This is a genomic window from Sphingomonas paucimobilis NBRC 13935, assembly GCF_000739895.2.
GTDB lineage: Bacteria > Pseudomonadota > Alphaproteobacteria > Sphingomonadales > Sphingomonadaceae > Sphingomonas > Sphingomonas paucimobilis.
The window spans coordinates 62,785-87,042 of the sequence record NZ_BBJS01000055.1 but is presented as its reverse complement, the minus strand read 5'-3'; the positions used below and the strand labels follow the sequence as shown (position 1 = coordinate 87,042).

The window sequence follows — 24,258 nt, the reverse complement described above, 5'->3', positions numbered from 1 at the left end:
CGGGGCCGTCCACGTCGCGACGCCAGCTCGGCGCGGTGACCTGCCAATCGGCAGTGACGGTGAAGCCCAGCGACTCCAGGATCGCCTTCTGCCGCGCCGGTTCGACGGCGAGGCCACCGAGCGTCTCGGCGAGCTTCGGGTCATAGGCGATGGTCTTGGCCACCACCGGCGGCTCGCCCGCCCGCGTCACGCTGCTCGCCTTGCCGCCGCAGATATGCTGGACGAGGAAGGTCGCGATGGCGAGGCCGTCGTCGAGAAAGGCCGGGTCCACACCGCGCTCGAACCGCTGCCGCGCGTCGGAGGTCAGGCCCAGCTTCTGGCCGGTGCGCGCGATCGCCTCGGGCGCGAAATAGGCGCATTCGATGATGACGTCGGTGGTCGTCTCCGACACGCCCGAATGCTCGCCGCCCATGATCCCGCCGATATCGTGCACGGCGACGTCGTCGGCGATGACGGTCATGCCCTCGGACAGCGTGTAGGTCTTGCCGTTGAGCGCCTCGACCGTCTCGCCGTCCTTGGCATGCCGCGCGACCAGACCGCCCGACAGCTTGGCCTTGTCATAGACGTGCAGCGGGCGACCGAGATCGACCGTCATGTAATTGGTGATGTCGACCAGCGCCGAAATCGGCTTCTGCCCGATCGCGGTCAGCCGCTGGCGCATCCATTCGGGCGCGTCGCCATTGGTCAGGCCCGACACCTCTTGCGCGTAGAAGGCGGGGCAGCCCTCCGCATCCTCGATCCGCACATCGGGGCCGGGGCCTTCGCCCGCAACCTCGGGCACGGTCGGCGCGATCAGCGTGCCGAGCCCGGCGGCGGCGAGGTCGCGTGCGATGCCGTGGACGCCCATACAGTCCTGGCGGTTGGGCGTGATCGACACGTCGATGACCGGATCGTTGAGCCCTGCATAATCGGGGAAGGACGTACCCACCACCGCATCCTCGGGCAGTTCGATGATGCCGTCATGGCCCTCGCCGATCTGCAACTCGCGCGCCGAGCACATCATGCCGTTCGACTCGATGCCGCGAATGGCGGCGACCTTCAGCGTCACGTCGAGGCCGGGGACATAGGCCCCCGGCGCGCCGAACACGCCGACCAGCCCGGCGCGGGCATTGGGCGCGCCGCACACGACCTGCATCGGGCCGTTACCGGCATCGACCGACAGGACCTGCAGCTTATCCGCCTGCGGATGCCGCTCGGCCGACAGGATGCGCGCGACGCGGAAAGGCTCAAGCGCCTCACCCGGATTATGCACGCCCTCGACCTCCAGGCCGATACGGGTCAGCCCCTCGACGATGGTGTCGAGGTCGGCATCGGTGTCCAGATGGCTCTTCAGCCAGCTTAGGGTGAACTTCATGCGCCGACTCCTCCCGACAGCGTGGGTACGTCGAGGCTCGCGAACCCGTAATGCTTCAACCAGCGGATATCGCCGTCGAAGAAGGCGCGCAGATCGTCCATCCCGTATTTCAGCATGGCGAGCCGGTCGATGCCGCAGCCGAAGGCGAAACCCTGCCACTCGTTCGGATCAAGCCCGCACGCCTCGATGACCTTCGGGTGGACCATGCCGGAGCCGAGCACCTCCATCCAGCCGCCACCCGAGCCGCCGATGACGCGCTTGCCCTTCTCGATCGTGTAGCCGACATCGACCTCGGCCGAGGGTTCGGTGAAGGGGAAATAGCTGGGGCGCAGACGCAGCACGATGTCGTCGCGCTCAAAAAAGGCCTTGAGGAAGGTCTCCAGCGTCCATTTCAGATGGCCGAGCGTGATGCCCTTGTCGATCACCAGCCCCTCGACCTGATGGAACATCGGCGTGTGCGTCGCATCCGAGTCGGAGCGATAGGTGCGGCCCGGCGCGATGATGCGGATCGGCGGCTTCTGGTCCAGCATGGTGCGGATCTGCACCGGCGAGGTGTGGGTGCGCAGCACGCGGCGCACGGTGCGCTCGTCGCCACCGGCCTCGACTCCCGCCAGATAGAAGGTGTCGTGCATCGCGCGGGCCGGATGCGTCTCGGGAATATTGAGCGCGGTGAAATTGTGCCAGTCGGTCTCGACCTCCGGCCCCGTCGCGACTGCAAAGCCCAGATCGGCGAAGATCTCCGCCAGTTCGTCCATCACCTGGCTGACCGGGTGGACGGTGCCGAAGCTGCCGGCGTCGACCGGTAGGGTCATGTCGAGTCGTTCGGACGCCAGCCGTGCGTCGAGCGCCGCCTGCTCCAGCGCCGCCTTGCGGATGCCGAGCGCCTCGGTCACCGCCTCGCGCAGACCATGGATCTTCGGCCCTTCGACCTGACGCTCCTCGGGGCTCATCTTGCCCAGCGTCTTGAGCAGTTGCGTGATCCGCCCCTGCTTGCCCAGCGCGTCGACACGGATCGTCTCCAGCGCGTCCAGCGCGGGCGCGTCGGCGATGGCGGCGAGCAGAGGCTCACGCATTTGTTCGAGTTCGTTGCTCACTCTTCACTCCGTCGGCCATGGCGGCTGCCCCAAAGAGGCTGGCTGCGGCCCATTAGCGGGATTGCCTCCGCCGTAGCGGGTGGGGGCGGCCCGGATCAAGGCGCAAGGGCCGGACCGAAACCATTCTCTAACCCGTGCCGGGTTAGGGTCACCCCTTGTCTACGGCGTGGCCGTACCCGATGAGATGAGAATGGTCGCCCTGGATATCGTCAGCCTTCAGATCGTGGCCGCCGTCGGCAGCCTGCTGGCGGGCGCGATCCATTTCATCCCCGGGTTGACCAGCCAGGATCGCGGCGGATGGGCGCGCTGGTGGGGCGCGGGCAAGCTGCTGATCGGCATCACCAACGCCCTGACCCTGATGTTCGACGGCTCCAATGTCGCGTTTCTCGAACGGCTGCTCAATTTCGCCTTGGTGATCGGGTTGATCCTGTGCGTGCACAGCGTCGCGGTCTTTGGCGGCCGCCGGCTGGCGCGCGGCATCGTCATCGCGATCGCCCTGATGGTCGCCATGATCATCGCGCTGATGCTGTTCGATACCGAGGATGTCCGATGGTCGATCGCCGCGCTGGGCATGACACGGATGCTGTGCCATTTCGCCGTCGCCTGGCTCGCCTTCGGCATTGCGCGCCGCGAAAAACTGCTGACCGCCTGGATCATGACGGCCCTGTTCGCCGCCACCGTGCCGCTGTTCCTGTTGCGAACCACCTTCCTGCTCGCATCGCTGACGCTGCCGTCCTGGGAAATGGCGATGCAGATGTCCGCCGACTGGATGGTCGGCATCGCCATCATCCTGGTGTCCCTGTCGCATTTCTCGCTGTTGTTGCTCGATGCCGAGCGGACCCAGGGTATCCTGCGCGAACAGGCGTGCCGCGACGGACTGACCGGCGCGCTCAATCGCAACGGGCTGAGCAAGGTCGAGCATGAGCTTCGCGGCGAGGCGGTGCTGCTGCTGATCGATATCGACCATTTCAAGGCGTTGAACGACGGGCAGGGCCATGCCGCCGGCGACACCATCCTGCGGCTCGTGGTCGACCTTGCCCAGCACACCATCGGCCAACGCGGGCTGGTCGTGCGGATCGGCGGCGACGAGTTTCTCTGCGTCCTGCCCGGGATAGGCCGCGCCGAGGCGGAGGCGATCCTGACGCAACTCTCCGAACGCTTCGACCGCGCCGTCGGTGCGATGGTCGACAGCACGCCCTGCCCGACCTTGAGCATCGGCCTGGCGTCGGGCTCGGTGGCGGACGGGCTGGATGCGCTGATCCACCGCGCGGACGAAGCCATGTACGCGGTCAAGCGCCAACATCACGCCGCCACCGCCCGCGCGGCCTGAACGGGCGAAGGGCCTTGGCCCCTCGCCCATCCCATCACATCGCCTTGGCCGATCCCGGCGTGTTGACGCCCATCGACTGGAGGTAACGCTTGATGTTGCGCGCCGCCTGGCGAAGCCGCTGTTCGTTCTCGACCAGCGCGATGCGGACGAAGCCCTCGCCATTCTCGCCGTAACCCACGCCCGGCGCGACCGCGACCTTCGCCTCGGTCAGGAGCTGCTTGGAGAATTCCAGGCTGCCGAGATGCGCCAGCGCCGGGGGCAAAGGCGCCCAGGCGAACATCGACGCGCGCGGGCTCGGGATATCCCATCCCGCCCGGCCGAAGCTCTCGACCAGCACGTCGCGGCGCTTGTGATAAAGCCGCCGGTTCTTCTCGACGATATCCTGCGGCCCATTGAGCGCGGCACAGGCCGCCGCCTGGATCGGCGTGAAGGCACCATAATCCAGATAGGACTTCACCCGCGTCATCGCCGCGATCAGCTTCTTGTTGCCGACCGCGAAGCCGATCCGCCAGCCCGCCATCGAATAGGTCTTGGACAGCGAGGTGAACTCGACCGCGACGTCCTTGCCCCCCTTCACCTGCAGGATCGAAGGGGTCGGATTGCCGTCATAATAAAGCTCGGAATAGGCGAGATCGCTCAGCACCCACAGCTCGTGCTTCTTCGCGAAGGCGACGAGTCGCTCGTAAAAGGCGAGATCCACCGTCTCGGCGGTCGGGTTGGACGGATAGTTGACCACCAGCACCGAGGGGCGCGGCACGGTGAAGTGCATCGCGCGTTCCAGGCTCTCGAAATAGGCCTCGTCGGGCGTCGTCGGCACCGCGCGAATCGTCGCGCCGGCGATGATGAAGCCGAAGGTGTGGATCGGATAAGAAGGGTTGGGCGCGAGGATCACGTCGCCCGGCGCGGTGATCGCGGTGGCGAGGCTGGCGAGGCCCTCCTTCGACCCCATGGTGACGACCACCTCGGTCTCGGGATCGAGATCGACGCCGAAGCGACGGCCATAATAGTTCGCCTGGGCGCGGCGGAGGCCGGGAATCCCCTTGGACTGGGAATAGCCATGCGCATCGGGCTTCTTGGCCACCTCGACCAGCTTATCGAGCACATGGTCGGGGGGCGGCAAGTCGGGATTGCCCATGCCCAGGTCGATAATGTCCTCGCCGCCCGCGCGCGCCGCCGCCCGCATCGCGTTGACTTCGGCGATGACATAGGGCGGCAGACGCTTGATGCGGTAGAACTCTTCGGACATGGGTCCCTCTGTGTAACGATTTGGGACCCGGAGCTTAGCGTCTTTCGTTCAACAACGCGACCCGACATGACGGCGCAATATCCTGACGCTAAGACGGGGTTATACGAACGAGAGGATGCGATGACGGCCCGCCCCGCGACTGCCCCTGCCTTGCCCACATTGGAAGAGTTGCAGCACTGGACCTGGGTCATGGGCCGGGCACAGCAGATGATGATGGAGGCCGCCCTCACCCCACCGCCGGAGGGCGTGCCGGTGGTGCCGGGGATCAACGACCCCGCCACGATGACGCGGGTCCGTGACTTCTGGTCCGATTCGATGGCGCTGTGGCAGCGCTTCATCGACCCCGCCGCCGAGCCCAGCGTCGCCCCTAAGCCCGATCGCCGCTTCAAGGCCGAACAATGGCAATCGCCGCTCTTCGACTGGATTCGGCAAAGCTATCAGGTGATCTCCGACCATATGCTGCGCGGCGTCGATGCGCTGGAGGGTGTCGACCCCAAGCAGAAGGAACAGATCCGCTTCGCCGCGCGCGCATTCGTCGATGCGATGAGCCCGACCAACTTCCCCGCGACCAACCCGGAGGTGCTCGACAAGATCGTCGAGACGCGCGGCGAGAATCTGCTCAAAGGCCTTCAGAACATGCTCGCCGATCTGGGGCGTGGGCAGTTGACGCACAGCGACTCGACCGCGTTCGAGGTCGGCCGCAACCTGGCCGCGACGCCAGGCAAGGTGGTGAAGCGCACCCCGCTCTACGAACTGATCCATTACACGCCGTCCACCGAACAGGTGGCGGCGGTGCCGGTCCTGATCTTTCCGCCCTGGATCAACCGCTTCTACATCCTCGACCTTTCGCCCGAGAAAAGTCTGATCAAATGGCTGGTCGATCAGGGGTTCAGCGTCTTCATGGTGTCGTGGAAGTCCGCCGACGCGACGATGAAAGACGTGATCTGGGACGATTACGTCACCGCGCAGGTCGATGCGATCGACACGGTGCGCGATCTGCTGGCGGTCGATTCGGTGCACACCGTGGGCTATTGCGTGGCGGGCACGACGCTGGCCGCGACGCTCGCCTATCTGTCGGCGCGGCAGGAGGCGGAAAAGGTCGCCAGCGCCACCTTCTTCACCGCGCAGGTCGATTTCGCGCACGCCGGCGAGCTGCTGCACTTCGTCGATGACGAGCAGTTGAAGCTGATCGGTACGCTCTCGCCCGAGGGGTTCCTGGACGGGCGTTATCTGGCGGCGACCTTCAACCTGCTGCGCGGGCGTGACCTGATCTGGAATTACGTCACCAACAACTATCTGCTGGGGCGCGATTATGTGCCGTTCGACCTGCTCCACTGGAATGGCGACGTCACCAACCTGCCCGCCAAATGGCATCTCAGCTATCTGACCGATCTCTACCGTGACAATCTGCTGATGCAGCCTGGCGCGATGTCGGTCGGCGGCGTCGCGCTCGACCTGACCCGGGTAACGACGCCCGCCTATGTCCAGGCCGGGCGCGAGGATCATATCGCGCCGCCCGAAAGCGTGTGGAAGATCACCCATGCCTTTGCCGGCCCCTTGCGCTTCGTGCTGGCGGGATCGGGGCATATTGCGGGCGTGGTGAACCCGCCGGCAGCGGGCAAATATCAATATTGGACCAATGACGCGCCGACCTCGACTCTGGCCGAATTCGTCCAGGGCGCGACCGAGACCAAGGGTAGCTGGTGGCCGGACTGGTCGAAATGGCTGCGCGATCGGGACGACCGAACCGTCCCCGCAGCCGATGCCCGCATTCCTGGCGAAGGGGCCCTACCCGCCCTGGACGACGCGCCCGGACGTTACGTCAAGCAGCGCTAAAATCGTTTGCTGCACTGCACAAAGCTGTTGATAACTTCGGTTCGAATCGCTATTGTGCAGCGCAGCAAATCGGGAGAGAGCTGGTGGACAAGAACAAGCAGGTCACCCCCGCCGCGAAGTCGGCGGCCAAGACGCGGCGCGTTGCCAAGCCGGTAGCCGCCAAGCCGCTCCCCGGCCTTCCCTCCGATCCCAAGCCCCCGGTGGCGGCCCCCGTCGCCAAGACCCCGGTCGCCGAAAATAAGTCGCCCGAGGCGACGCTGCCGCTGACCGCGGCGGTTCCGCCGGTGGTCATTCCCGAGGACAAGGTCGCGACGGCTCCGGAAGCGGTCACTCCCTCGCCGGCCGCCAAGGCACCCGAACCCGCCCCGGCGGCCCCGGCCCCCAAGCCGCGTGCGGCCCCGAAGATTTCTTCCCCGACCGCCGCGGTTCCGGCGGAACCCAAGCCCAAGGAAATCATCATGGAAGCCACGAGCACCATCGAAAACGCCGCCCAGGACACCGCCGCCAAGACCCAGGCGATGTTCGGCGAAGCGCAGCAGCGCACCCAGGCCGCGATGGAAAAGAGCAGCAAGCTGTTCGAAGACATGGTCGCCTTCAACAAGGACAATCTGGAAGCGGTCGTCGAGTCGTCGAAGATCGCCGCCAAGGGCGCTCAGACGCTGGGCCAGGGCGCGGCGGACTATGCCAAGCGTTCGTTCGAAACCGCGACCCAGACGCTGCAGACGCTGTCGTCGGTCAAGTCGCCGACCGAGTTCATGAAGCTGCAGTCGGATTTCGCCCGTTCGAGCTTCGACTCGATGGTCGCCGAAACCTCGCGCTCGACCGAGACGATCATGAAGCTCGCCGGCGAGATCGCCCAGCCGATCAGCAACCGCTTCGCGGTCGCCGCCGAGAAGATGAAGACCGTCGCGTAATCCGCTGACTTCTTCCTTCACGGAACAGGAAGGGCGGTCGCCAATGCGGCCGCCCTTTTTCGTGCCTCCTCCCCGGCACGAGAAGGGGTGGCGAAACGGTGGTGAAGGGGGCCGCCTGCGACCTGCCCCTCTCCTGTCGGGGAATAGGAATCCTCACTGGCATCCCAGGCGGCGCGCGCCTATCTTCCCATCATGTCGTTTTTCGGCCGCTTCTCGCCCGTCCGCGCTTATCGCGACCTGCGCTTCTTTCTGTCGCAGCGGCATCCCGTCGAACTCGTCTTCCTGATGGTTGCGGTCGGGATCACCGGCTTCTTCATCTATGCCTTCGCCCGCGACGATTACGTGCCGGTGCCGTACAAGCCCAACATCATCTATGTCGAACAATGGCCCGCCGACCGCACCGATGCAGAAATCCTGGCGCAGCAAAAGATCGACTATGTGAAGAAAAAGCAGCGGCTTGCCGAGGAAAAGGCCGCCAAGGAACAACGCCAGGCCGAGTTCAAGAAGGTCGACGACGCGCTGAACAAGTGGGGCATCTGACCGACCATCGCTGGATGGGGGCCGCGCTGGCACTGGCGGGTCGTGGTATCGGACGCACCGCACCGAACCCCAATGTCGGTTGTATCTTGGTCCGCGATGGCCGCGTGATCGGACGCGGCTGGACCCAGCCGGGCGGCCGCCCCCATGCCGAGGCGATGGCGCTGGCCGAAGCCGGCGAGTCGGCCTGCGGCGCCACCGCCTATGTCACCCTCGAACCCTGCGCCCATGTCTCGACTCGCGGACCGGCCTGTACCGATCTGTTGATCGCCGCCGGCGTCGCGCACATCGTCGCGGCCATGGGCGACCCCGATCCGCGTACCAACGGCCAGGGCTTTGACCGTGCGCGTGCCGCCGGAATTGCCGTCACCACCGGCATATGCGAATCGGAGGCACGGGCGATGATCGCTGGCTTCCTCACCCGCCGCGCGAAGGAACGCCCCTTCGTCACGCTCAAGCTCGCCACGTCGCTCGATGGCCGGATCGCGCGACCCGATGGAACAAGCCGCTGGATCACCGGCCCCCAGGCGCGGGCACATACCCATCTCGAACGCAGCCGGCATGAGGCGATCCTGGTCGGGCGCGGCACATTGCAAGCGGACTCGCCCAGGCTCGACGTCCGCCTGCCCGGCCTCGAAACACGCAGTCCCCGCCGCATCCTGCTCTCCCGCACGTCCGAACCGGGTTGGGAGACGATCTCCTCCCCCCACGCCATCACCCATCTGGCGGGCGTCGACCGGCTGATGGTCGAGGGCGGCGCGCAGACCGCCTCCGCCTTTCTCGCCGCCGATCTGGTCGACCGACTGCTCCTCTACCGCGCGCCGATCCTGATCGGGGAGGGTCGCGCAGCGCTGGGGGATATCGGGCTGGCCGCCTTGGCCGATGCGCATGGCCGCTGGCGACTCCGCGATTCGCGGATGCTTGGCATCGACCGGATGGAGGTCTACGAACGCGCCTGATATGTTTACCGGGATCGTCACCGACATCGGCTCCGTCACCGCCGTCGAGGCGCGCGGCGACACGCGAGTCGTCATCGCCACCGCCTATGATACGGCCAGTATCGATCTGGGCGCATCGATCGCCTGTTCAGGCGTCTGCCTGACCGTCGTCGAGAAAGGCCCCGACTGGTTCGCGGTCGATGTCTCGGCCGAAACGATCAGCCGCACCGCCGACCAATGGCATCAGGGCCGCCCGCTCAATCTCGAACGTGCGATGAAACTGGGCGACGAGCTGGGCGGACATATCGTCACCGGCCATGTCGACGGCGTCGGCCAGGTCGTGTCGGTCACCGAGGAAGGCGGATCGCACCGCGTGTTCGTGACCGTCCCCGCGGACCTCGCCCCCTTCATGGCGACCAAGGGGTCGGTGACGGTCGACGGCGTCTCGCTGACCGTGAACAGCGTCGAGGACGGCCCCGAAGGCACGGTCATCGGCCTGAACATCATCCCGCACACCGCCGCCGTCACCACGCTGGGCGGAATCATCCAAGGCCAGCGCGTCAATATCGAGATCGACGTGCTTGCCCGTTACCTGCAACGCATGGAGCATTATCGTGGCCGCTAATCCCGACGCTTTGGCCGGTCTGCGGCGTGGTTTCCTCTCCAGCCCCGAAGAGATCATCGACGAGGCCCGCAACGGCCGCATGTTCATCCTGGTCGATGACGAAGACCGGGAGAATGAGGGCGACCTCGTCATCCCCGCGCAGATGGCGACACCCGAAAAGGTCAATTTCATGGCGCGGTACGGGCGCGGGCTGATCTGCCTGGCCATGACGCGCGAGCGGGTCGATGCGCTCGGCCTGCCGCTGATGAGCCCGAAGAACGGAACACGGCACGAAACCGCCTTCACCATCTCGATCGAGGCGCGCGAGGGCGTCACCACCGGAATCTCCGCCGCCGACCGGGCGCGGACCATCGCGGTGGCGATTGATTCGGTGCAGGGTCCCGATTCGCTGGTGACGCCGGGCCATGTCTTCCCGCTGGTCGCGCGCGACGGCGGCGTGCTGGTGCGTGCCGGCCATACCGAGGCGGCGGTCGATGTCGCGCGGCTCGCCGGGCTCAATCCATCGGGCGTGATCTGCGAGATCATGAACGAGGATGGCACGATGGCGCGGATGGACGACCTCGTCTCCTTCGCGCAGCTCCACAACCTCAAGATCGGCACGATCCGCGACCTGATCGCCTATCGCCGCCGCTACGACCATCTGGTCGAATTGCAGTCGGAAGCGACGTTCGAGAGCGAATGGGGCGGCACCTGGACCGCGCGCGCCTATCGCAACAAGGCGACGGGCACCGAGCAGGTCGCCTTGGTCAAGGGCAAGCTCGACACCGACAAGCCGGTGCTGGTGCGGATGCACGCCATGACACCTTTTGCGGACATGTTCGGCGAGGCCGGGCCGCGCGGCCATCTGCTCGCCAAGTCGATGCAGATGATCGCACGCGAAGGATCGGGCGTAATCGTCGTCATCAATCGTCCGCGTTCCGATGCCTTCACCACCGCCGTCCGGCTGAAGGCCGGCGAGGAAGTGCAGATCGATATGGAGGAACTGCGCGATTACGGCGTCGGCGCGATGATCCTCGCCGAAATGGGCGTGCAGGACATGGTGCTGCTGACCAACACCCATCACACGCTGATCGGACTCGATGGCTATGGCCTGTCGATCGTCGGCGAACGTCGTATCGATAATAGCGAGGGAGAGGCCTGATGGCGCATGTGTTGATCGTCGAGGCACGGTTCTACGACCATCTGAATGACCTGCTCCTGTCGGGCGCGCGCGCCGCGATCGAGGAAGCGGGCCACAGCCATGAGACGATCACCGTCCCCGGCGCGCTGGAAATCCCCGGCGCGGTCGCGATGGCGGCGGACACCGGCCGTTACGACGCCTTTGTCGCGATCGGCGTGGTGATCCGCGGCGAGACCTATCATTTCGAGATCGTCTCCAACGAAAGCGCACGCGGCCTGATGGCGCTGACCATGGACGGCCTGCCCATCGGCAACGGCATCATCACCACCGAGAATGAGGCGCAGGCCCTGACCCGCGCCAAGCCGGACGAGAAGAACAAGGGCGGCGAGGCGGCCAAGGCGGCCCTCGCCATGCTGGCACTCAAGGGCCGGTTCGGGTGACATCGCCCGTCCTCCAGACCGAGCGGCTGATCCTACGGGTCCCCTCGGCGGAGGATTTCGAGGCGTGGGCCGCTTTCCATGCCGAGGAAGAGACGATGCGCTTCCTGGGCGGAGTGCAGGCACGTGGGCTGGCGTGGCGCTATCTCTGCACCATGGTCGGCGCATGGAGCGTGCGTGGCTTCGCCATGTTTTCGGTGATCGAGCGCGATACCGGGCGCTGGGTCGGCCGGATCGGACCCTGGCAACCCGAAGGTTGGCCCGGGCGCGAGGTCGGCTGGGGCGTGGCGCGCGAGTTTGCGGGCCGCGGCTATGCCTATGAGGCGGCGGTCGCGGCGATGGACTATGCGGTCGATGGGCTGGGCTGGGACCATGTTATCCACACCATCGACCCGGAAAATACGGGCTCGATCAGGCTGGCGCAGCGGCTGGGCTCGGTGAATGAGGGACCGGTGAGCCTTCCCGCTCCGCTCGAGAGCTTCCGCGTCGATGCCTGGGGCCAGAGCGCCGACCGGTGGCGCGCCCGGCGGGGATCACCGGCCCGATGACCGATATGCCCCCTACCCGCTTTCGCGTCGTCGAGCGGGGTCGGCGGCTGGAGGTGATCGATACCCAGGCGGGCAAGGTTCCCGCACCACGCGTCGGAAAACGCGCTCCTCCGAACCTCCCTTCGGCCCGCACCGATCCGGGGCGGGCATGGTGGCCCGAGAAGATCCGCTTCGACGGCGGCTCGGTCTGGACGACCCGGCGCTTCTATGACGCCAAGGGGCCCCGTACCTTGACGCTCGATGCCGGCACCGTGGAGCAATTGCGGATGGCCGGCGGAATAGCGGGGGCTGCCCTCATCGCCTGGCTGGTGCTGGCAAGCTTCGTCCCGGCGCTATTCGGCCTGCCCTTCCTGCTGGCCTCGGGGAAAACCCGAACCGCGCTTCGCAACGCCGCGACGGACTGGATCGATCGGGTGCAGGCCGGACAATAGAGGAGAGGCGCGGCCTTCTCCTCTAAAATTCGAACGCGAATTGCCGGATGTCGCGGCGAAGGCGCCGATATCCCCTATCGTTGGGGAAATCGTATCCCCTTCAAATCCCCTCGCCGGTCAGCCGCTGGCACACCATGTCGAGCTGATCGAGCGTCGAATAGCTGAGGGTCAGCGTGCCCCCCTTCTCGCCATGCGAAATCCGCACCGATAGGCCAAGCAGGTCTGCCAACTGGCTCTCCAGCGCGGCGATATCGGCATCGGCGGCATCCTGGCCATTACCCTTCGGACCACTGGGCTTATCCGATGCCTCACCGGTCTTGCGACCGCCGCCCTTGGCTTCGCGCGTCAGCTTTTCGGTCTCACGAACGCTCAGGCCCCGTGCGATCACCTGATCGGCGAGCGATTCGACCTGATCGGCGCCCAGCAGCGCGCGGGCATGGCCCATCGACAGCGCCCCGCTGACCACCTGCGCCTGCACCGTATCGGGCAGTTCGAGCAGGCGCAGAAGATTGGCGACATGGCTGCGCGACTTGTGGACGATCTTAGCCAGCGCCTCCTGCGTATGGCCGAATTCGCCCGCCAGCCGCTGATAAGCCTGGGCCTCTTCGATCGCATTGAGGTCTTGGCGCTGGATATTCTCGATCAGCGCGACTTCGAGCGTCTGGGCATCGTCGAACTCGCGGACGACGACCGGCACCTCATGCAGTCGCGCACGCTGGGCGGCACGCCAGCGGCGCTCGCCGGCGACGATCTGATAATCCTTGCCATGCGGGCGGACGACGATTGGCTGGATCAGCCCGCGCGCCGCGATCGAGGCGGCCAGTTCGTCGAGCGCGGCTTCCTCGAAATGGCGGCGCGGCTGATCGGGGTGCGGCGACATCGCACCCACGGGCAGCATCCGTACGCCACCAATCGCCGGCTGGTCCCCCGGCCGGATCGGCGCCTCACGCGCCATATCGCCAAGCAATGCTCCCAGGCCACGCCCCAGACCGGGACGCGGACGTTTGGCCGTCGTCTCCGCGCTCATGCCGCCGCCGCGCCCGGCTGGGTGGTCAGCGGCAGACGCGCGATCAGCTCACGGGCCAGCGCGATATAGGCCTGGCTCCCCACGCAACGATGGTCATAGATCAGCGCCGGCAGGCCGTGGCTGGGCGCCTCGGACAGCCGGACGTTGCGCGGAATCACCGTATCGAACACCACACCTCCCAAAACCGCGCGCACATCCGCCGACACCTGATCGGTCAGCCGGTTGCGCCGGTCGTACATCGTCAAAGCCACGCCCAGAATCGCCAGCCCCGGATTGAACCGCGCGCGAATCCGCTCGACCGTGGTCAGCAGCTGCGACAGCCCCTCCAGCGCGAAGAACTCGCATTGCAGCGGCACGAACAGCGAATCGGACGCCACCATCGCGTTGATCGTCAGCAGCCCCAGCGAGGGCGGGCAATCGATCAGCACGATATCCCACCGCCCCTGCGACCGTCGCATCGCATGGTCCAGCCGGTGCGTGCGATCCTCGAAATCCACCAGTTCCAGCTCGGCACCCGACAGGTCGACCGTGGCGGGAACGATGTCCAGGCGCGGCACCTGCGTATGCACCACCGCGTCATCGATCCGCGCCTCGCCCAGCAGGACGTGATAGCTGGAGAAGACGCGCTGGCTGTTGGGAATGCCCAGGCCGGTCGAGGCGTTGCCCTGCGGATCGAGGTCGATCAGCAACACCTGCAGCCCCGTGGCCGCCAGCGCCGTGGCAAGATTGATGGCGCTGGTGGTCTTGCCCACCCCGCCCTTCTGGTTCGCGATCGCAACGCAGATCATCGGGCCCCTACTCGGTCGAGGATCACGATCGACGAGTCTGTCGATGTGATGCTATGTTCCACGTGAAACACGAAGCGCCATTGCCGGCTTAGGGTCTTTAGTTCGCGCTCGTCGAGGCGGCCGCGCGGCAGCAGCCACCGCGTTTCCTGTTTGCCGCAATGGGCCGCCGCGCGCAAAAGATTTTCGACTGTCGCCACCGCGCGAGCAGAAATAATATCGGCCTTGGCCTGCACGGACTCGATCTTGGACGCATGGACCGTGACCCGGTCGGCGACGCCGAGCGTCTCGGCACAGTCGCGCAGGAATTCGGCGCGACGCTTGCGCGGTTCGACCAAGGCGACCTGCCCCGGCCAGGCCAGAGCGACCACCATGCCGGGAAAGCCGCCGCCGGTGCCGATATCGATCCACTGACCATCGGCGCGATCGGCCAATGGGATCAGTTGCAGCGAATCGAGCGCGTGGCGCGCCCAGATCGTGGCGATGGTCGAAGGCGCGATCAGATTCTGCTGGTCATTCTCGACGATCACCAGATTGAGGAACCAGTCGATCTTCGCAGCGGCGTCCTCGCCGAAGCGCTGGACCGCCCAGTCGCGCGCTTGCTCTTCGGTCATGCCGCCATCTTTCGTGCGTGAAGGAGAACCGCCGACAAAGCGGCGGGGGTGATGCCCCGGATACGCGAGGCCGCAGCCAGCGTCGCCGGCCGGGCCAGGCTGAGCCGGTCGATCATCTCCTGCGACAGTCCGGGGATCGCCGCATAGTCGAGCGATATGGGCAGCAGGATCTGCTCATCGGCGCGCAGCCGAGCGACCTCCTCCGCCTGCCGCTCGACATAAGGCGCGTAGCGGGCATCCTCGAGCGTCTCGGCGACGACCGCCGGGTCCAGGCCATCCGCGGCATCCGGCACGACATGCGCCAGCGTGACGCCATCGAAGCGCAGCCATTCATAGGCGGTGCGACGCGCACCATCCTGAGCGATCGCCGCCCCGCTGCGCGCCAGATCGGAGGCGGTCCGAACGGTGGCGAGCCGATCACGCAAGACCGTCCGCTGCTCCAGCCGCCGCTGACGATGCGCCAATCGTTCGGGCGAGAGACATCCCGCCGCCTCCGCGATCCCCCCCAATCGGCTCTCGGCATTGTCGGCGCGCAGCGACAGGCGATACTCCGCGCGCGCCGTCAGCATCCGATAGGGCTCGGTGACGCCTTGCAGGACAAGATCGTCGATCATCACGCCCAGATAGCTCGATGCCCGGTCAAGGATGACCGGCGCCCAATCGCAGGCATGGGCAGCGGCATTGAGCCCGGCAATCAGCCCTTGCCCCGCCGCTTCCTCATAGCCGGTTGTACCGTTGATCTGGCCCGCACAGAACACGCCCGCCAGCGCCCCCAGGGCCAGCCGCGCATCAAGCGCACGCGGGTCGATATGATCATATTCGACCGCATAGCCGGGTAGCGTGATCACCGCGCGCTCCAGCCCCGGCATAGAGGCGATCATCGCCTCTTGCACATCGGTCGGCAGCGAGGTCGACAGGCCATTGGGATAGACCAGTGGATCGTCCAGCCCCTCGGGCTCCAGGAAAATCTGATGGCTGTCGCGATCGGCGAAGCGCTTGATCTTGTCCTCGATCGACGGGCAGTAGCGCGGGCCATTGGCCTCGATCGCACCCGTGAACAGCGGCGAGCGATGGAAAGCCGCCGCAATGATTGCATGCGTTTCCTCGGTCGTCCGGGTGATCGCGCAGGCGATTTGCGGCAAGGGCCGCGCCGCGGTCATCGGCGACATGGTCCAGGGATCGCTATCGGAAGGCTGCTCATCGAGCTTCGCCCAGTCGATGGTCCGGCCATCGAGACGCGGCGGCGTGCCGGTCTTCATCCGTGCCATCGGCAGGCCCAGGGCCCGCAACTGCTCGGCCATACGAGTCGCGGCCCGCTCGCCGATCCGCCCGCCGAGATGCCGCTCCTCGCCCCGGAACAGCCGCCCGCCCAGGAAGGTCCCGGTGGCGAGCACGACCGCTCGCGCCGCCAAGGTCGTGCCATCGGCCAGCTGCACGCCCGCCACCCGGTCACCATCGAGTACCAGCGCTTCCGCCTCGCCTTCGACGATGGTCAGCTTCGGTTGCGCCGCCAGAATCGCCTGGATCGCCCCGGCATAACGGCGACGATCGGCCTGGACGCGCGGCCCCTGCACCGCCGTGCCCTTGCTCCGGTTGAGCATCCGGTAATGGATCGCACCCTCATCCGCCGCGCGACCGATCAGCCCGTCAAAGGCGTCGACCTCGCGGACGATATGCCCCTTCCCCAATCCGCCGATCGCCGGATTGCAGGACATGGCGCCCAGGCCATGACGATCGAAGGACAAAAGGGCCGTGTGCGCACCCCGGCGCGCAGCCGCCGCAGCGGCCTCGGTTCCCGCGTGACCACCACCGATCACTACGACATCAAACATGCTCTCGCCCTACCGGAATGGCGGCGCAGCGTCAAAGCGATCGATGGTTAACGTTCCACGTGGAACAATCATTTGCCGAGGCAGAAGCGGCCAAAGAGCGCGTCCAGCATCGTCTCCGTCGCACTGACACCAAGCAGGCCGGCAAGCGCCTGTCGTGCCACTCGCAGTTCTTCCGCCATCAGCAAGGCATCCGCCTTGGGGGCGGCCAGCAAGGCCTGGGCCGCCAACCGACACTGATCCTGTTGATGCCGTTTGAAACCGACCGCATCTTCCCGCGGAAGCAGCGACGCCGCCCTCTCCGCCACGGCATGCCATAGGGCCGCGATCGATGCGCCATCATCGCGGCGTACGGCCAGTTGCCGCCCCGCTGGCAGCCCCTCCCGGCCCGGCACATCCGCCCGCGAATGCAGCCAGAGCGCATCCTCGCGTGGGGGCGGCGTGTCGGCCAGCCACAATAGGATGTCCGCCTGGTCGATCGCCTCTTGCGCGCGGGTGATGCCGATCGCCTCGATCACGTCGTCCGTGTCTTCCGCCAGCCCCGCCGTATCGGTCAGCACATAGGCGATGCCGCCGCGCAGCACGCTCGCCTCGATCCGATCGCGGGTGGTGCCGGCGATAGGCGAGACAATCGCGGCCTCGCGCTCGGTCAGCAGGTTGAGCAGCGTCGACTTGCCGCTATTGGGCGGCCCTGCCAGCACGACGCGGATACCGTCATGCAGGCGATCGACCGGCGGCCGATCGACCACCTCCAGCATCGCTTGGGCCAGCCCATCCATCTCGCCCCGAATGCCCGCGAGCGCCGCCGCATCGAGTGGAACATCGTCCTCCTCGGCAAAATCGAGCATGGCTTCGATCGCTGCGGACAGGGTAGCGGTGCGATCCATCCAGCCCCGCAGCGCCTGGCTCACCTGTCCCTCGACCGCACCGATCGCCGCCCGCCGCTGCCGCTCGGTCTGCGCTTCGAGAAGATCGGCCAACCCCTCGGCCTCCGCCAAATCGATTCGACCATGGGTGAGCGCGCGGCGAGTGAACTCCCCCGGTTCGGCGTGGCGCACCCCCGGCTGTGCGGCCAAGGCCCCCTCCACCGCCGCGACGACGGCCCGCCCACCATGACAATGCAGCTCGACCAGATCCTCGCCGGTCGCGGTCGCCGGTCCGGGAAAAGACAGGACCAGCGCCGAATCAAGCGTCTCGCCCGCCGCGTCGCGCAGCCGTCGCAATCCCGCCCTACGGGGCTTGGGCAGCCTCCCCGCCAGCCGCTCGGTCGCCGCAAAGGCTTGGGGTCCACTGACCCGGATCACCGCGATCGCCGCCGGCGGCTGTCCGCTGGATACGGCGAAGATCGTGTCGGCCATGCTCAGCCCTTCTGCCCCTCGAACATGCGGCGCCACATCGCCATGCTCGCCTCGCCCATCGGCACCCAGTTGCGCATCATCGCCTCGACCATTTCGGGCTTCACCCCCGACTCCATCGTGTCGAGCATCATCTGGACATAGCGTTCATGGATCGGCGTCAGATCGGGCAGGCCCATGGCGCGACGCGCTTCCTCGGGCGTGCAGTCGATTTCCACATTCACTTTCATGCGCCATTCTCCATCACGCGACCAAGCGAGGCATAGGGCGTTATGGTCATGTCGACCATCACCGCACAATGTTTCGGTGCGTCCGACAGCAGGAGATCAATGGATATGACCGGGACCAAGACCATCGCCGCCGGACACGGCGAAGGCCAGTTCAACGCCTATTATGCCGAGCCGGAGGGTCAGCCGACCGCCGCGATCATCGTGATCCAGGAGATTTTCGGGATCAACGCCGGCATCCGCCGCAAATGCGACACGCTGGCCGAGGCGGGCTATCTGGCCGTCGCCCCCGATCTTTTCCACAAGATCGCCCCCGGCATCGAGCTGGATCCGGACGTTCCCCACGAAATGCAGCAGGCGCTCGACCTGATGGGACAGTTCGACCAGGACGGCGGCATCCGCGATATCGAGGCGACGATCCAGGCGATCCGCGACGAGCATGGCGCAGACTTCAAGGTCGGCGTGGTCGGCTATTGCCTGGGCGGACGTCTGGCCTTCATGACCGCCGCGCGGACCGATGTGGATGCCAGTGTCGGCTATTATGGCGTCGGCATCGACGGCCTGCTGGATGAGAAACATGCCATCGCCAAGCCGGTGCTGCTCCACATTCCGGAGGAGGATCATTTCGTCGACAAGGATGCGCAGAAGCGGATGCATGAGGGGCTGGACGATCACCCCAAGGTCACGCTGTACGACTATCCCGGCGAGGATCATGGCTTTGCGACCGAATTCGGTCAGCGCCGGTCGGATGAGTCGGCCAAGCTGGCGGACGAACGCACCATGGCGTTCTTCGCGGAACATCTCCGCTGATATGAAAAAGGGGGGGAGCTACTGCTCCCCCCCTTCCCGATTACAACGCCTTGGCCAGTGCCTCGGCAATCAGTTTGCGACTGTTATCCACACCGTACAGCGCGATGAAGCTGCCCATGCGTGGTCCTTGCGCCGATCCCAGCAGCGTCTCGTACAGCGCCTTGAACCAGTCGCGCAGCGACGGGAAGGCGTCGGTCTTGCCGATCTCATAAACGATATTCTGAATGTCCTCGGCACTCGCCCCCGCCGGAAGCTGGCCAAGTTGCGCATCGAGCTGACGCAACGCCTCCGCCTCATGCGACTCGGGCGCGCGGCGCTGGAGCGTGGGTGCGACAAAATCGCGGGCATAGGCCAGTGCATGGTCGATCAGCCGGTCCAGCTCCGGATATTTCTCGGCCGATGCCTCGGGCACATAATTGGCGAGATAGCCCCAGACCTGCTCCTTGCTCGCCTCGCCCATCACCCCGACCAGGTTGAGCAGCAGGCCGAAGGTCACCGGTAGCTCGCCCTGGGGCAGCTTACCGTCATGGATATGATGCACCGGATTGCCCAGCTGCTCCTTGAGCGACTGGTTCGGGTAGTTGGTACGGAACTGCCAATATTCGTCCACCGCGCGTGGGATGACACCCATGTGCAGCTGCTTAGCCTTTTTCGGCTCGCGATAGGCGAAGAAGGCCAGACTCTCCTCCGGCCCATAGGTCAGCCATTGGTCGAGGCTCAGGCCATTGCCCTTGGACTTGGAGATCTTCTCGCCATGTTCGTCGAGGAACATCTCGTAGTTGAAGCCCTCGGGGGGACGGCCGCCGAGGACGCGCGCGATCTTCGACGACTGGGTGACCGAGTCGATCAGGTCCTTGCCCGCCATCTCGTAATCGACGCCCAGCGCGACCCAGCGCATCGCCCAGTCGACCTTCCATTGCAGCTTGGACAGGCCACCCAGCGCCGACTGGACAATCCGCTCGCCCTCATCCTCGAAGGCGATGAGGCCGGCGTCGGCATCGATCACCTCGACCGGCACTTGGAGCACGATCCCCGACTTGGGGCTGATCGGCAGGACGGGCGAATAGGTGGCGCGGCGCTCGGCCCGCAGGGTGGGGAGCATCACATCCTGGATGCCCTGAAAATGGTTGAGCACCAGTCGCAGTGCATCATCGAACCGGCCGGAGGTATAATAGTCGGTCGAGGACGCGAACTCGTAATCAAAGCCATAGCGGTCGAGAAACTGGCGCAGCAGCGCGTTGTTATGCGCGGCGAAGCTGTCGAACTTCTCGAACGGATCGGGCACCTGGGTCAGCGGCTTGCCGAGATGCGCGCGTAGCATTTCTTGGTTCGGCACATTGTCCGGCACCTTGCGCAGCCCGTCCATATCGTCGGAAAAGGCGATCAGCCGGGTCTTCTGATCCGACAGTGCGTGGAAGGCGTTGCGGACCATGGTGGTGCGCAGCACTTCGTTGAAGGTGCCGATATGCGGCAGACCGGAAGGGCCGTAACCGGTTTCGAACAGGATCGCCTCGCCGCCCGGCTTGCCGTCGGGATAGCGTTTGAGGAGCTTGCGAGCTTCCTCATAGGGCCAGGCCTTGGACTCGAGAGCGGTGGAGCGGAGTTCGTCTGTCATGCCATGTCCTCTGGCAAGTCATGCCGAGATGCACAAATGCATTTTGACTCGTATGGTGGTCGAACGGGTGGCCCGAGCTGACAGACTTGTTCCACGTGGAACATGGTGGCGCCAACCTTCCGTCGGTCCATCGCAACGGCGAAGAGAAATAACGGACGCGAACCGGCGCAAATTCCACCGGCCCCGTTGCCATCCTGTTCCCACTCCCCGATATCCAAAGCGTGACTGCGCTGCCCCACCCCGCCCTCCATGCCAGCCATAGCGGTGTGTGGATTTCGACCCAGGGGCAGACTCGTGCCGTATCACGGGGCGAGGCGATCGGGCTGGCATCGGAAACCCCAGTCATCCTGCTCAACGCGCCGCTGATCGGACAGCGGCTGGGCTATGCCGAATTGTCGGGCCTCGACATTCTCGAACTGTTTGCCTTTCTGCGTCCTGCGCGGTTTGCCGTTCCCACGCCCCACGGCCTCGCCCGCGCCTGTGGGTTGCAGCCGCCCCAGAGCGATGCGGATGTTGCCGCCTTCCTCCTGCATGCGACCGAGACCTTGCTTGCCACCCCGGAAGGCGCTTGGCCCGAACGGGAGGGTGCTTGGACTGCCGCGCAAAGTCTGGCGCGGCTGCGTTGGCCCTGGGCACCGCTGATCGGTCCGCGCCTGACCCGCCCCGAACGCAATGAGCGCTGGCTGTTCAGCGCGCTGCCCGAATGGGAGGAGGACGCCCCCCGCCCCGCCCCGCGCACCATCGACCTGCCGCCCGCCGATGCCGAGGATCGCCTGCGTCATCTGACTGGCGAGGGTGCGGAGGAACGCCCCGGCCAGCGCGCCTATGCCGCCGCCATCACCGCCGCCTTCGCGCCGCGTGCGGTGCGCGACACCCCCAATATGGTGCTCGCCGAAGCTGGCACCGGCATCGGCAAAACCCTGGGCTATCTCGCCCCCGCCAGCCTGTGGGCCGAGCGCGCCGGGGGAGCGGTGTGGATTTCGACCTATACCAAGGCGCTACAACGCCAGTTGAGCGGTGAGACCGCGCGCATCTTCCCCGACGCAGTGCTGCGCAAGGAACGGGTCGTCACCCGCAAGGGGCGCGAGAATTATCTATGCCTGCTCAATCTGGAGGACGCGCTACAAGGTGGGTTCGCTGGACGCGCCGCGGTGCTGGCGCAGCTGGTCGCGCGCTGGGCCGCCTATAGCAGCGATGGCGATATGGTCGGGGGTGACCTCCCCGGCTGGCTGACGACGCTGTTCCGCCGGAATGGCTCGGCGGCGCTGACCGACCGGCGGGGCGAGTGCGTCTATGCGGGATGCCCCCATTACCGGAAATGCTTCATCGAACGCGCCGCGCGGGCTTCCGTGCAGGCGGATATCGTCATCGCCAACCATGCGCTGGTCATGGTCAACGCCGCGCGCGGACGCGAGACGCAAACGCGGCCGACCCGTTACGTGTTCGACGAAGGCCATCATCTGTTCGATGCAGCGGACTCGATGTTCGCGACCGCACTGACCGGTGCGGAGACGATCGAGCTGCGCCGCTGGATTCTCGGCCCCGAAGCCGGATCGCGGGGACGCCGCCGGGGGCTTGCCGCGCGATTGTCCGATGTCGCCAGCTATGACGAGGGCGGCAACCGCGCAATCGGCGATGCGGTGCAGGCCGCGCACGCGCTGGCGAGCGAAGGCTGGCTCGGCCGATTGGCGGAGGGGCAGCCCTTCGGTCCGATCGAGACGTTGCTCGCGGCGGTGCGCGGCCTCGCCTTTGCCCGCGCTGAGCAACCGGGTGACGCGGGCTATGGCCTGGAGACCGAACTCGCCGATCCCTCGCCCGAGTTGATCGACGCCGCCGGCCCCGCCGCCCATGCGCTCGACGCGCTGCTCCGTCCGCTGGTCACGCTGGGCCAGCGGCTGGAGGCGGTGCTGCACGAAGCCCCCGACTGGCTCGACGGCCCGGCCCGCGCGCGGGTGGAAGGCGCCATCGCCTCGCTCGGCTGGCGCGCGGAGACGGTGGGCGCCTGGCTGTCGCTGCTCGCGCGGATTGGCGGGCCGGTCGATCCCGATTTTGTCGACTGGCTCGCGGTCGACCGTGTCGAGGGGCGCGAGTACGATATCGGGCTGCATCGCCATTGGCTCGACCCCACTCGGCCTTTCGCCGAGATCGTCCTGAAGCCCGCGCATGGTGCGCTGGTCACCTCGGCCACCTTGCGCGCCGGTGGCGACTGGGACATAGCGGAGGCCCGCACCGGCGCCCCGCATCTGGCACGCGGCCCCGCCCATTTTGTCGCCCCCAGCCCCTTCGACTATCCCGAGCGAGCTGAAGTTCTAATCGTCACCAATGTGAAGCGCGGCGACATTCCCCAACTCGCCAATGCCTATGCGCGGCTGATCGGCGCGGCCAAGGGCGGGACGCTCGGGCTGTTCACCGCGATTCGGCGGTTGCGCGGCGTGCATGGCCGGATCGCCGACCGGCTGGCACGCGACGGACTGGCGCTGCACGCCCAGCATGTCGATCCAATCGATACCGGCACGCTGGTGGATATCTTCCGTGACGATCCGTCCGCCTCGCTGCTTGGCACTGATGCGTTGCGTGACGGTGTCGACGTCCCCGGCTCCTCGCTGCGGTTGGTGGTGATGGAGGGCGTGCCCTGGCCCAAGCCAACCGTGCTGCATGCCGCACGCAAGCTGGCGGGAGGCGGCAGTGCCTATGACGATCGCATCGTCCGTGCGCGCCTGGCCCAGGCCTTTGGCCGATTGATCCGGCGCGCCGATGATCGCGGCGCGTTCGTGCTGCTGTCGGCCGCCATGCCCTCGCGGCTGCTCGACGCCTTCCCCCCCGGCGTTGCGATTGCGCGGGTGACGCTTGACGAAGCGGTCACACGGGTTGCGGCGCGGCTTTCCTCGGACGCCGCAATCGGGCATGGATCGAACCCACATCTGCCAGCCGCCGCGACGGAGACTCCGGACCGATGAAGACGCTGACGCTGCTTCGCCACGCCAAATCGAGTTGGGATGATCCCGTGGCCCGGGATTTCGATCGCCCGCTCAATGCCAAGGGGCGTCGCGCCGCCGCGATGATCGGCCGTCAGCTCAAATCGCTCGACATGCGGTTCGATCATATCCTCGCCTCCCCCGCCATACGAGTCATCGAAACGCTGGACGAGGTGTGGGGCGGCTATGGGCGTCGGCTGGAGCCGGTGTGGGACAAGGCGATGTACCTCGCCTCGGGCGTCAGCCTGCTCGATCTGGTCCAGACCCTGCCCGATGATGCGGAGCATGTGCTGATGGTCGGGCATAATCCGGGTCTGGAGGATTTGACGCTCGATCTGACGATGGACGGCGAGTTGCGCGAACGGGTGGAGGATAAATATCCCACCGCCACGGTGGCGCAGATGACACTGCCCATCGATCGCTGGGCAGAGGCAAAATCGAACAGCGCGACCCTGGTGGCCTTCATCCGCCCGCGCGACCTGGACCCGACTCTGGGTCCCGACACACCCTGACTTTTCCACAGTCTTGATCGCTGAGAACGGCCGGCACGAGCCGATCCTGAAGGCATTTCCTATGACGAACAGGTGTCGATAACTCTGTTCAATCTAATG

23 protein-coding genes are annotated in these 24,258 nt (G+C 66.2%); 13 read left to right on the top strand and 10 right to left on the bottom strand.

The window, feature by feature from the left end; translation table 11 throughout:
• The coding region (gene pheT / locus SP6_RS17170; RefSeq protein ID WP_042469389.1) for a phenylalanine--tRNA ligase subunit beta at positions 1-1,354 on the bottom strand (1,354 nt) is incomplete at its 3' end.
• Complete coding sequence (gene pheS, locus SP6_RS17165; RefSeq protein WP_007405345.1) at positions 1,351-2,427, bottom strand: phenylalanine--tRNA ligase subunit alpha; 1,077 nt, start codon at positions 2,425-2,427, stop codon at positions 1,351-1,353. The genes pheT and pheS, both read right to left, overlap by 4 nt.
• A gap of 211 nt (positions 2,428-2,638) precedes the next feature.
• Between pheS and SP6_RS17160 the strand changes: the two genes are divergently transcribed.
• Positions 2,639-3,778, top strand: a complete 1,140-nt coding sequence (locus SP6_RS17160) for a GGDEF domain-containing protein (protein WP_007405197.1) — start codon at positions 2,639-2,641, stop codon at positions 3,776-3,778.
• A 34-nt stretch (positions 3,779-3,812) separates the two neighbouring features.
• Here the strand turns inward: SP6_RS17160 and SP6_RS17155 are convergent, their stop codons facing one another.
• Positions 3,813-5,024 (bottom strand): LL-diaminopimelate aminotransferase, encoded by a 1,212-nt coding sequence (locus SP6_RS17155; RefSeq protein WP_007405293.1) that lies wholly within the window; start codon positions 5,022-5,024, stop codon positions 3,813-3,815.
• A 120-nt stretch (positions 5,025-5,144) separates the two neighbouring features.
• Here SP6_RS17155 and SP6_RS17150 point away from each other — a divergent pair, with 120 nt between their 5' ends.
• The 9 genes from SP6_RS17150 to SP6_RS17110 all read left to right on the top strand — a co-directional run bounded on the left by SP6_RS17150 (position 5,145) and on the right by SP6_RS17110 (position 12,410).
• A complete protein-coding gene (locus tag SP6_RS17150; RefSeq protein ID WP_007405305.1) occupies positions 5,145-6,860 on the top strand; it encodes a PHA/PHB synthase family protein in 1,716 nt (571 codons plus the stop codon).
• A gap of 83 nt (positions 6,861-6,943) precedes the next feature.
• Complete coding sequence (locus SP6_RS17145; protein ID WP_007405296.1) at positions 6,944-7,774, top strand: phasin family protein; 831 nt, start codon at positions 6,944-6,946, stop codon at positions 7,772-7,774.
• 192 nt (positions 7,775-7,966) lie between these two features.
• Complete coding sequence (locus SP6_RS17140; protein WP_007405234.1) at positions 7,967-8,314, top strand: hypothetical protein; 348 nt, start codon at positions 7,967-7,969, stop codon at positions 8,312-8,314.
• 14 nt (positions 8,315-8,328) lie between these two features.
• A complete protein-coding gene (ribD, locus tag SP6_RS17135; protein ID WP_007405294.1) occupies positions 8,329-9,270 on the top strand; it encodes a bifunctional diaminohydroxyphosphoribosylaminopyrimidine deaminase/5-amino-6-(5-phosphoribosylamino)uracil reductase RibD in 942 nt (313 codons plus the stop codon).
• 1 nt (position 9,271) lies between these two features.
• Positions 9,272-9,874 carry a riboflavin synthase gene (locus SP6_RS17130; protein ID WP_007405199.1) on the top strand — a complete coding sequence of 201 codons (603 nt, stop codon included), beginning with the start codon at positions 9,272-9,274 and terminating at the stop codon, positions 9,872-9,874.
• Positions 9,864-11,015, top strand: a complete 1,152-nt coding sequence (ribB, locus tag SP6_RS17125; RefSeq protein WP_007405195.1) for a 3,4-dihydroxy-2-butanone-4-phosphate synthase — start codon at positions 9,864-9,866, stop codon at positions 11,013-11,015. Before SP6_RS17130 ends, ribB begins: the two co-directional genes overlap by 11 nt.
• On the top strand, positions 11,015-11,434 hold the full coding sequence (ribH, locus tag SP6_RS17120) for a 6,7-dimethyl-8-ribityllumazine synthase (RefSeq protein WP_007405299.1): 420 nt from the start codon (positions 11,015-11,017) through the stop codon (positions 11,432-11,434). The genes ribB and ribH overlap by 1 nt, the downstream gene beginning before the upstream one ends.
• Complete coding sequence (locus SP6_RS17115) at positions 11,431-11,979, top strand: GNAT family N-acetyltransferase (protein ID WP_007405340.1); 549 nt, start codon at positions 11,431-11,433, stop codon at positions 11,977-11,979. The genes ribH and SP6_RS17115 overlap by 4 nt, the downstream gene beginning before the upstream one ends.
• The gene (locus SP6_RS17110; protein ID WP_126053157.1) at positions 11,976-12,410 is read left to right on the top strand and encodes a hypothetical protein; all 435 of its coding nucleotides are present in this window, start codon (positions 11,976-11,978) and stop codon (positions 12,408-12,410) included. The genes SP6_RS17115 and SP6_RS17110 overlap by 4 nt, the downstream gene beginning before the upstream one ends.
• Positions 12,411-12,510: 100 nt before the next feature.
• Here the strand turns inward: SP6_RS17110 and SP6_RS17105 are convergent, their stop codons facing one another.
• From SP6_RS17105 to SP6_RS17080, 6 genes are all read right to left on the bottom strand, one after another.
• A complete protein-coding gene (locus tag SP6_RS17105; RefSeq protein ID WP_037568786.1) occupies positions 12,511-13,437 on the bottom strand; it encodes a ParB/RepB/Spo0J family partition protein in 927 nt (308 codons plus the stop codon).
• On the bottom strand, positions 13,434-14,225 hold the full coding sequence (locus SP6_RS17100) for a ParA family protein (protein ID WP_007405343.1): 792 nt from the start codon (positions 14,223-14,225) through the stop codon (positions 13,434-13,436). The genes SP6_RS17105 and SP6_RS17100 overlap by 4 nt, the downstream gene beginning before the upstream one ends.
• Positions 14,222-14,836, bottom strand: coding sequence for a 16S rRNA (guanine(527)-N(7))-methyltransferase RsmG (rsmG, locus tag SP6_RS17095; RefSeq protein WP_007405264.1), 615 nt, complete (start codon positions 14,834-14,836; stop codon positions 14,222-14,224). Before rsmG ends, SP6_RS17100 begins: the two co-directional genes overlap by 4 nt.
• Entirely contained in the window at positions 14,833-16,668 is a 1,836-nt protein-coding gene (gene mnmG / locus SP6_RS17090; RefSeq protein ID WP_037568785.1) for a tRNA uridine-5-carboxymethylaminomethyl(34) synthesis enzyme MnmG, read from the bottom strand. The genes rsmG and mnmG overlap by 4 nt, the downstream gene beginning before the upstream one ends.
• 68 nt (positions 16,669-16,736) lie before the next feature.
• Complete coding sequence (mnmE, locus tag SP6_RS17085; RefSeq protein ID WP_007405304.1) at positions 16,737-18,023, bottom strand: tRNA uridine-5-carboxymethylaminomethyl(34) synthesis GTPase MnmE; 1,287 nt, start codon at positions 18,021-18,023, stop codon at positions 16,737-16,739.
• A gap of 2 nt (positions 18,024-18,025) precedes the next feature.
• Positions 18,026-18,250, bottom strand: a complete 225-nt coding sequence (locus tag SP6_RS17080) for a DUF6489 family protein (protein WP_007405309.1) — start codon at positions 18,248-18,250, stop codon at positions 18,026-18,028.
• 105 nt (positions 18,251-18,355) lie between these two features.
• Here SP6_RS17080 and SP6_RS17075 point away from each other — a divergent pair, with 105 nt between their 5' ends.
• Positions 18,356-19,057 (top strand): dienelactone hydrolase family protein, encoded by a 702-nt coding sequence (locus SP6_RS17075; protein ID WP_007405189.1) that lies wholly within the window; start codon positions 18,356-18,358, stop codon positions 19,055-19,057.
• A 40-nt stretch (positions 19,058-19,097) separates the two neighbouring features.
• Here SP6_RS17075 and SP6_RS17070 read toward each other — a convergent pair whose 3' ends face one another.
• Positions 19,098-20,672, bottom strand: coding sequence for a lysine--tRNA ligase (locus tag SP6_RS17070; RefSeq protein ID WP_007405240.1), 1,575 nt, complete (start codon positions 20,670-20,672; stop codon positions 19,098-19,100).
• A 221-nt stretch (positions 20,673-20,893) separates the two neighbouring features.
• Between SP6_RS17070 and SP6_RS17065 the strand changes: the two genes are divergently transcribed.
• Both SP6_RS17065 and SP6_RS17060 read left to right on the top strand, forming a co-directional pair.
• Positions 20,894-23,629: an ATP-dependent DNA helicase gene (locus SP6_RS17065; protein WP_042469388.1), complete on the top strand. Its 2,736-nt coding sequence runs from the start codon at positions 20,894-20,896 to the stop codon at positions 23,627-23,629.
• Positions 23,626-24,159 (top strand): SixA phosphatase family protein, encoded by a 534-nt coding sequence (locus SP6_RS17060; RefSeq protein WP_007405297.1) that lies wholly within the window; start codon positions 23,626-23,628, stop codon positions 24,157-24,159. Before SP6_RS17065 ends, SP6_RS17060 begins: the two co-directional genes overlap by 4 nt.
• The last annotated feature ends 99 nt before the right edge of the window (positions 24,160-24,258 follow it).

Bases quoted from the DNA above. Each gene is read 5' to 3' on its own strand.
- ribD (WP_007405294.1), top strand. From the start codon at position 8,329: ATGGGGGCCGCGCTGGCACTGGCGGGTCGTGGTATCGGACGCACCGCA.
- SP6_RS17075 (WP_007405189.1), top strand. From the start codon at position 18,356: ATGACCGGGACCAAGACCATCGCCGCCGGACACGGCGAAGGCCAGTTC.
- mnmE (WP_007405304.1), bottom strand. From the start codon at position 18,023: ATGGCCGACACGATCTTCGCCGTATCCAGCGGACAGCCGCCGGCGGCG.
- SP6_RS17110 (WP_126053157.1), top strand. From the start codon at position 11,976: ATGACCGATATGCCCCCTACCCGCTTTCGCGTCGTCGAGCGGGGTCGG.
- mnmG (WP_037568785.1), bottom strand. From the start codon at position 16,668: ATGTTTGATGTCGTAGTGATCGGTGGTGGTCACGCGGGAACCGAGGCC.
- SP6_RS17060 (WP_007405297.1), top strand. From the start codon at position 23,626: ATGAAGACGCTGACGCTGCTTCGCCACGCCAAATCGAGTTGGGATGAT.
- SP6_RS17155 (WP_007405293.1), bottom strand. From the start codon at position 5,024: ATGTCCGAAGAGTTCTACCGCATCAAGCGTCTGCCGCCCTATGTCATC.
- SP6_RS17140 (WP_007405234.1), top strand. From the start codon at position 7,967: ATGTCGTTTTTCGGCCGCTTCTCGCCCGTCCGCGCTTATCGCGACCTG.
- SP6_RS17100 (WP_007405343.1), bottom strand. From the start codon at position 14,225: ATGATCTGCGTTGCGATCGCGAACCAGAAGGGCGGGGTGGGCAAGACC.
- SP6_RS17160 (WP_007405197.1), top strand. From the start codon at position 2,639: ATGGTCGCCCTGGATATCGTCAGCCTTCAGATCGTGGCCGCCGTCGGC.
- SP6_RS17105 (WP_037568786.1), bottom strand. From the start codon at position 13,437: ATGAGCGCGGAGACGACGGCCAAACGTCCGCGTCCCGGTCTGGGGCGT.
- SP6_RS17130 (WP_007405199.1), top strand. From the start codon at position 9,272: ATGTTTACCGGGATCGTCACCGACATCGGCTCCGTCACCGCCGTCGAG.
- pheS (WP_007405345.1), bottom strand. From the start codon at position 2,427: ATGCGTGAGCCTCTGCTCGCCGCCATCGCCGACGCGCCCGCGCTGGAC.
- ribH (WP_007405299.1), top strand. From the start codon at position 11,015: ATGGCGCATGTGTTGATCGTCGAGGCACGGTTCTACGACCATCTGAAT.
- SP6_RS17080 (WP_007405309.1), bottom strand. From the start codon at position 18,250: ATGAAAGTGAATGTGGAAATCGACTGCACGCCCGAGGAAGCGCGTCGC.
- SP6_RS17070 (WP_007405240.1), bottom strand. From the start codon at position 20,672: ATGACAGACGAACTCCGCTCCACCGCTCTCGAGTCCAAGGCCTGGCCC.
- rsmG (WP_007405264.1), bottom strand. From the start codon at position 14,836: ATGACCGAAGAGCAAGCGCGCGACTGGGCGGTCCAGCGCTTCGGCGAG.
- SP6_RS17150 (WP_007405305.1), top strand. From the start codon at position 5,145: ATGACGGCCCGCCCCGCGACTGCCCCTGCCTTGCCCACATTGGAAGAG.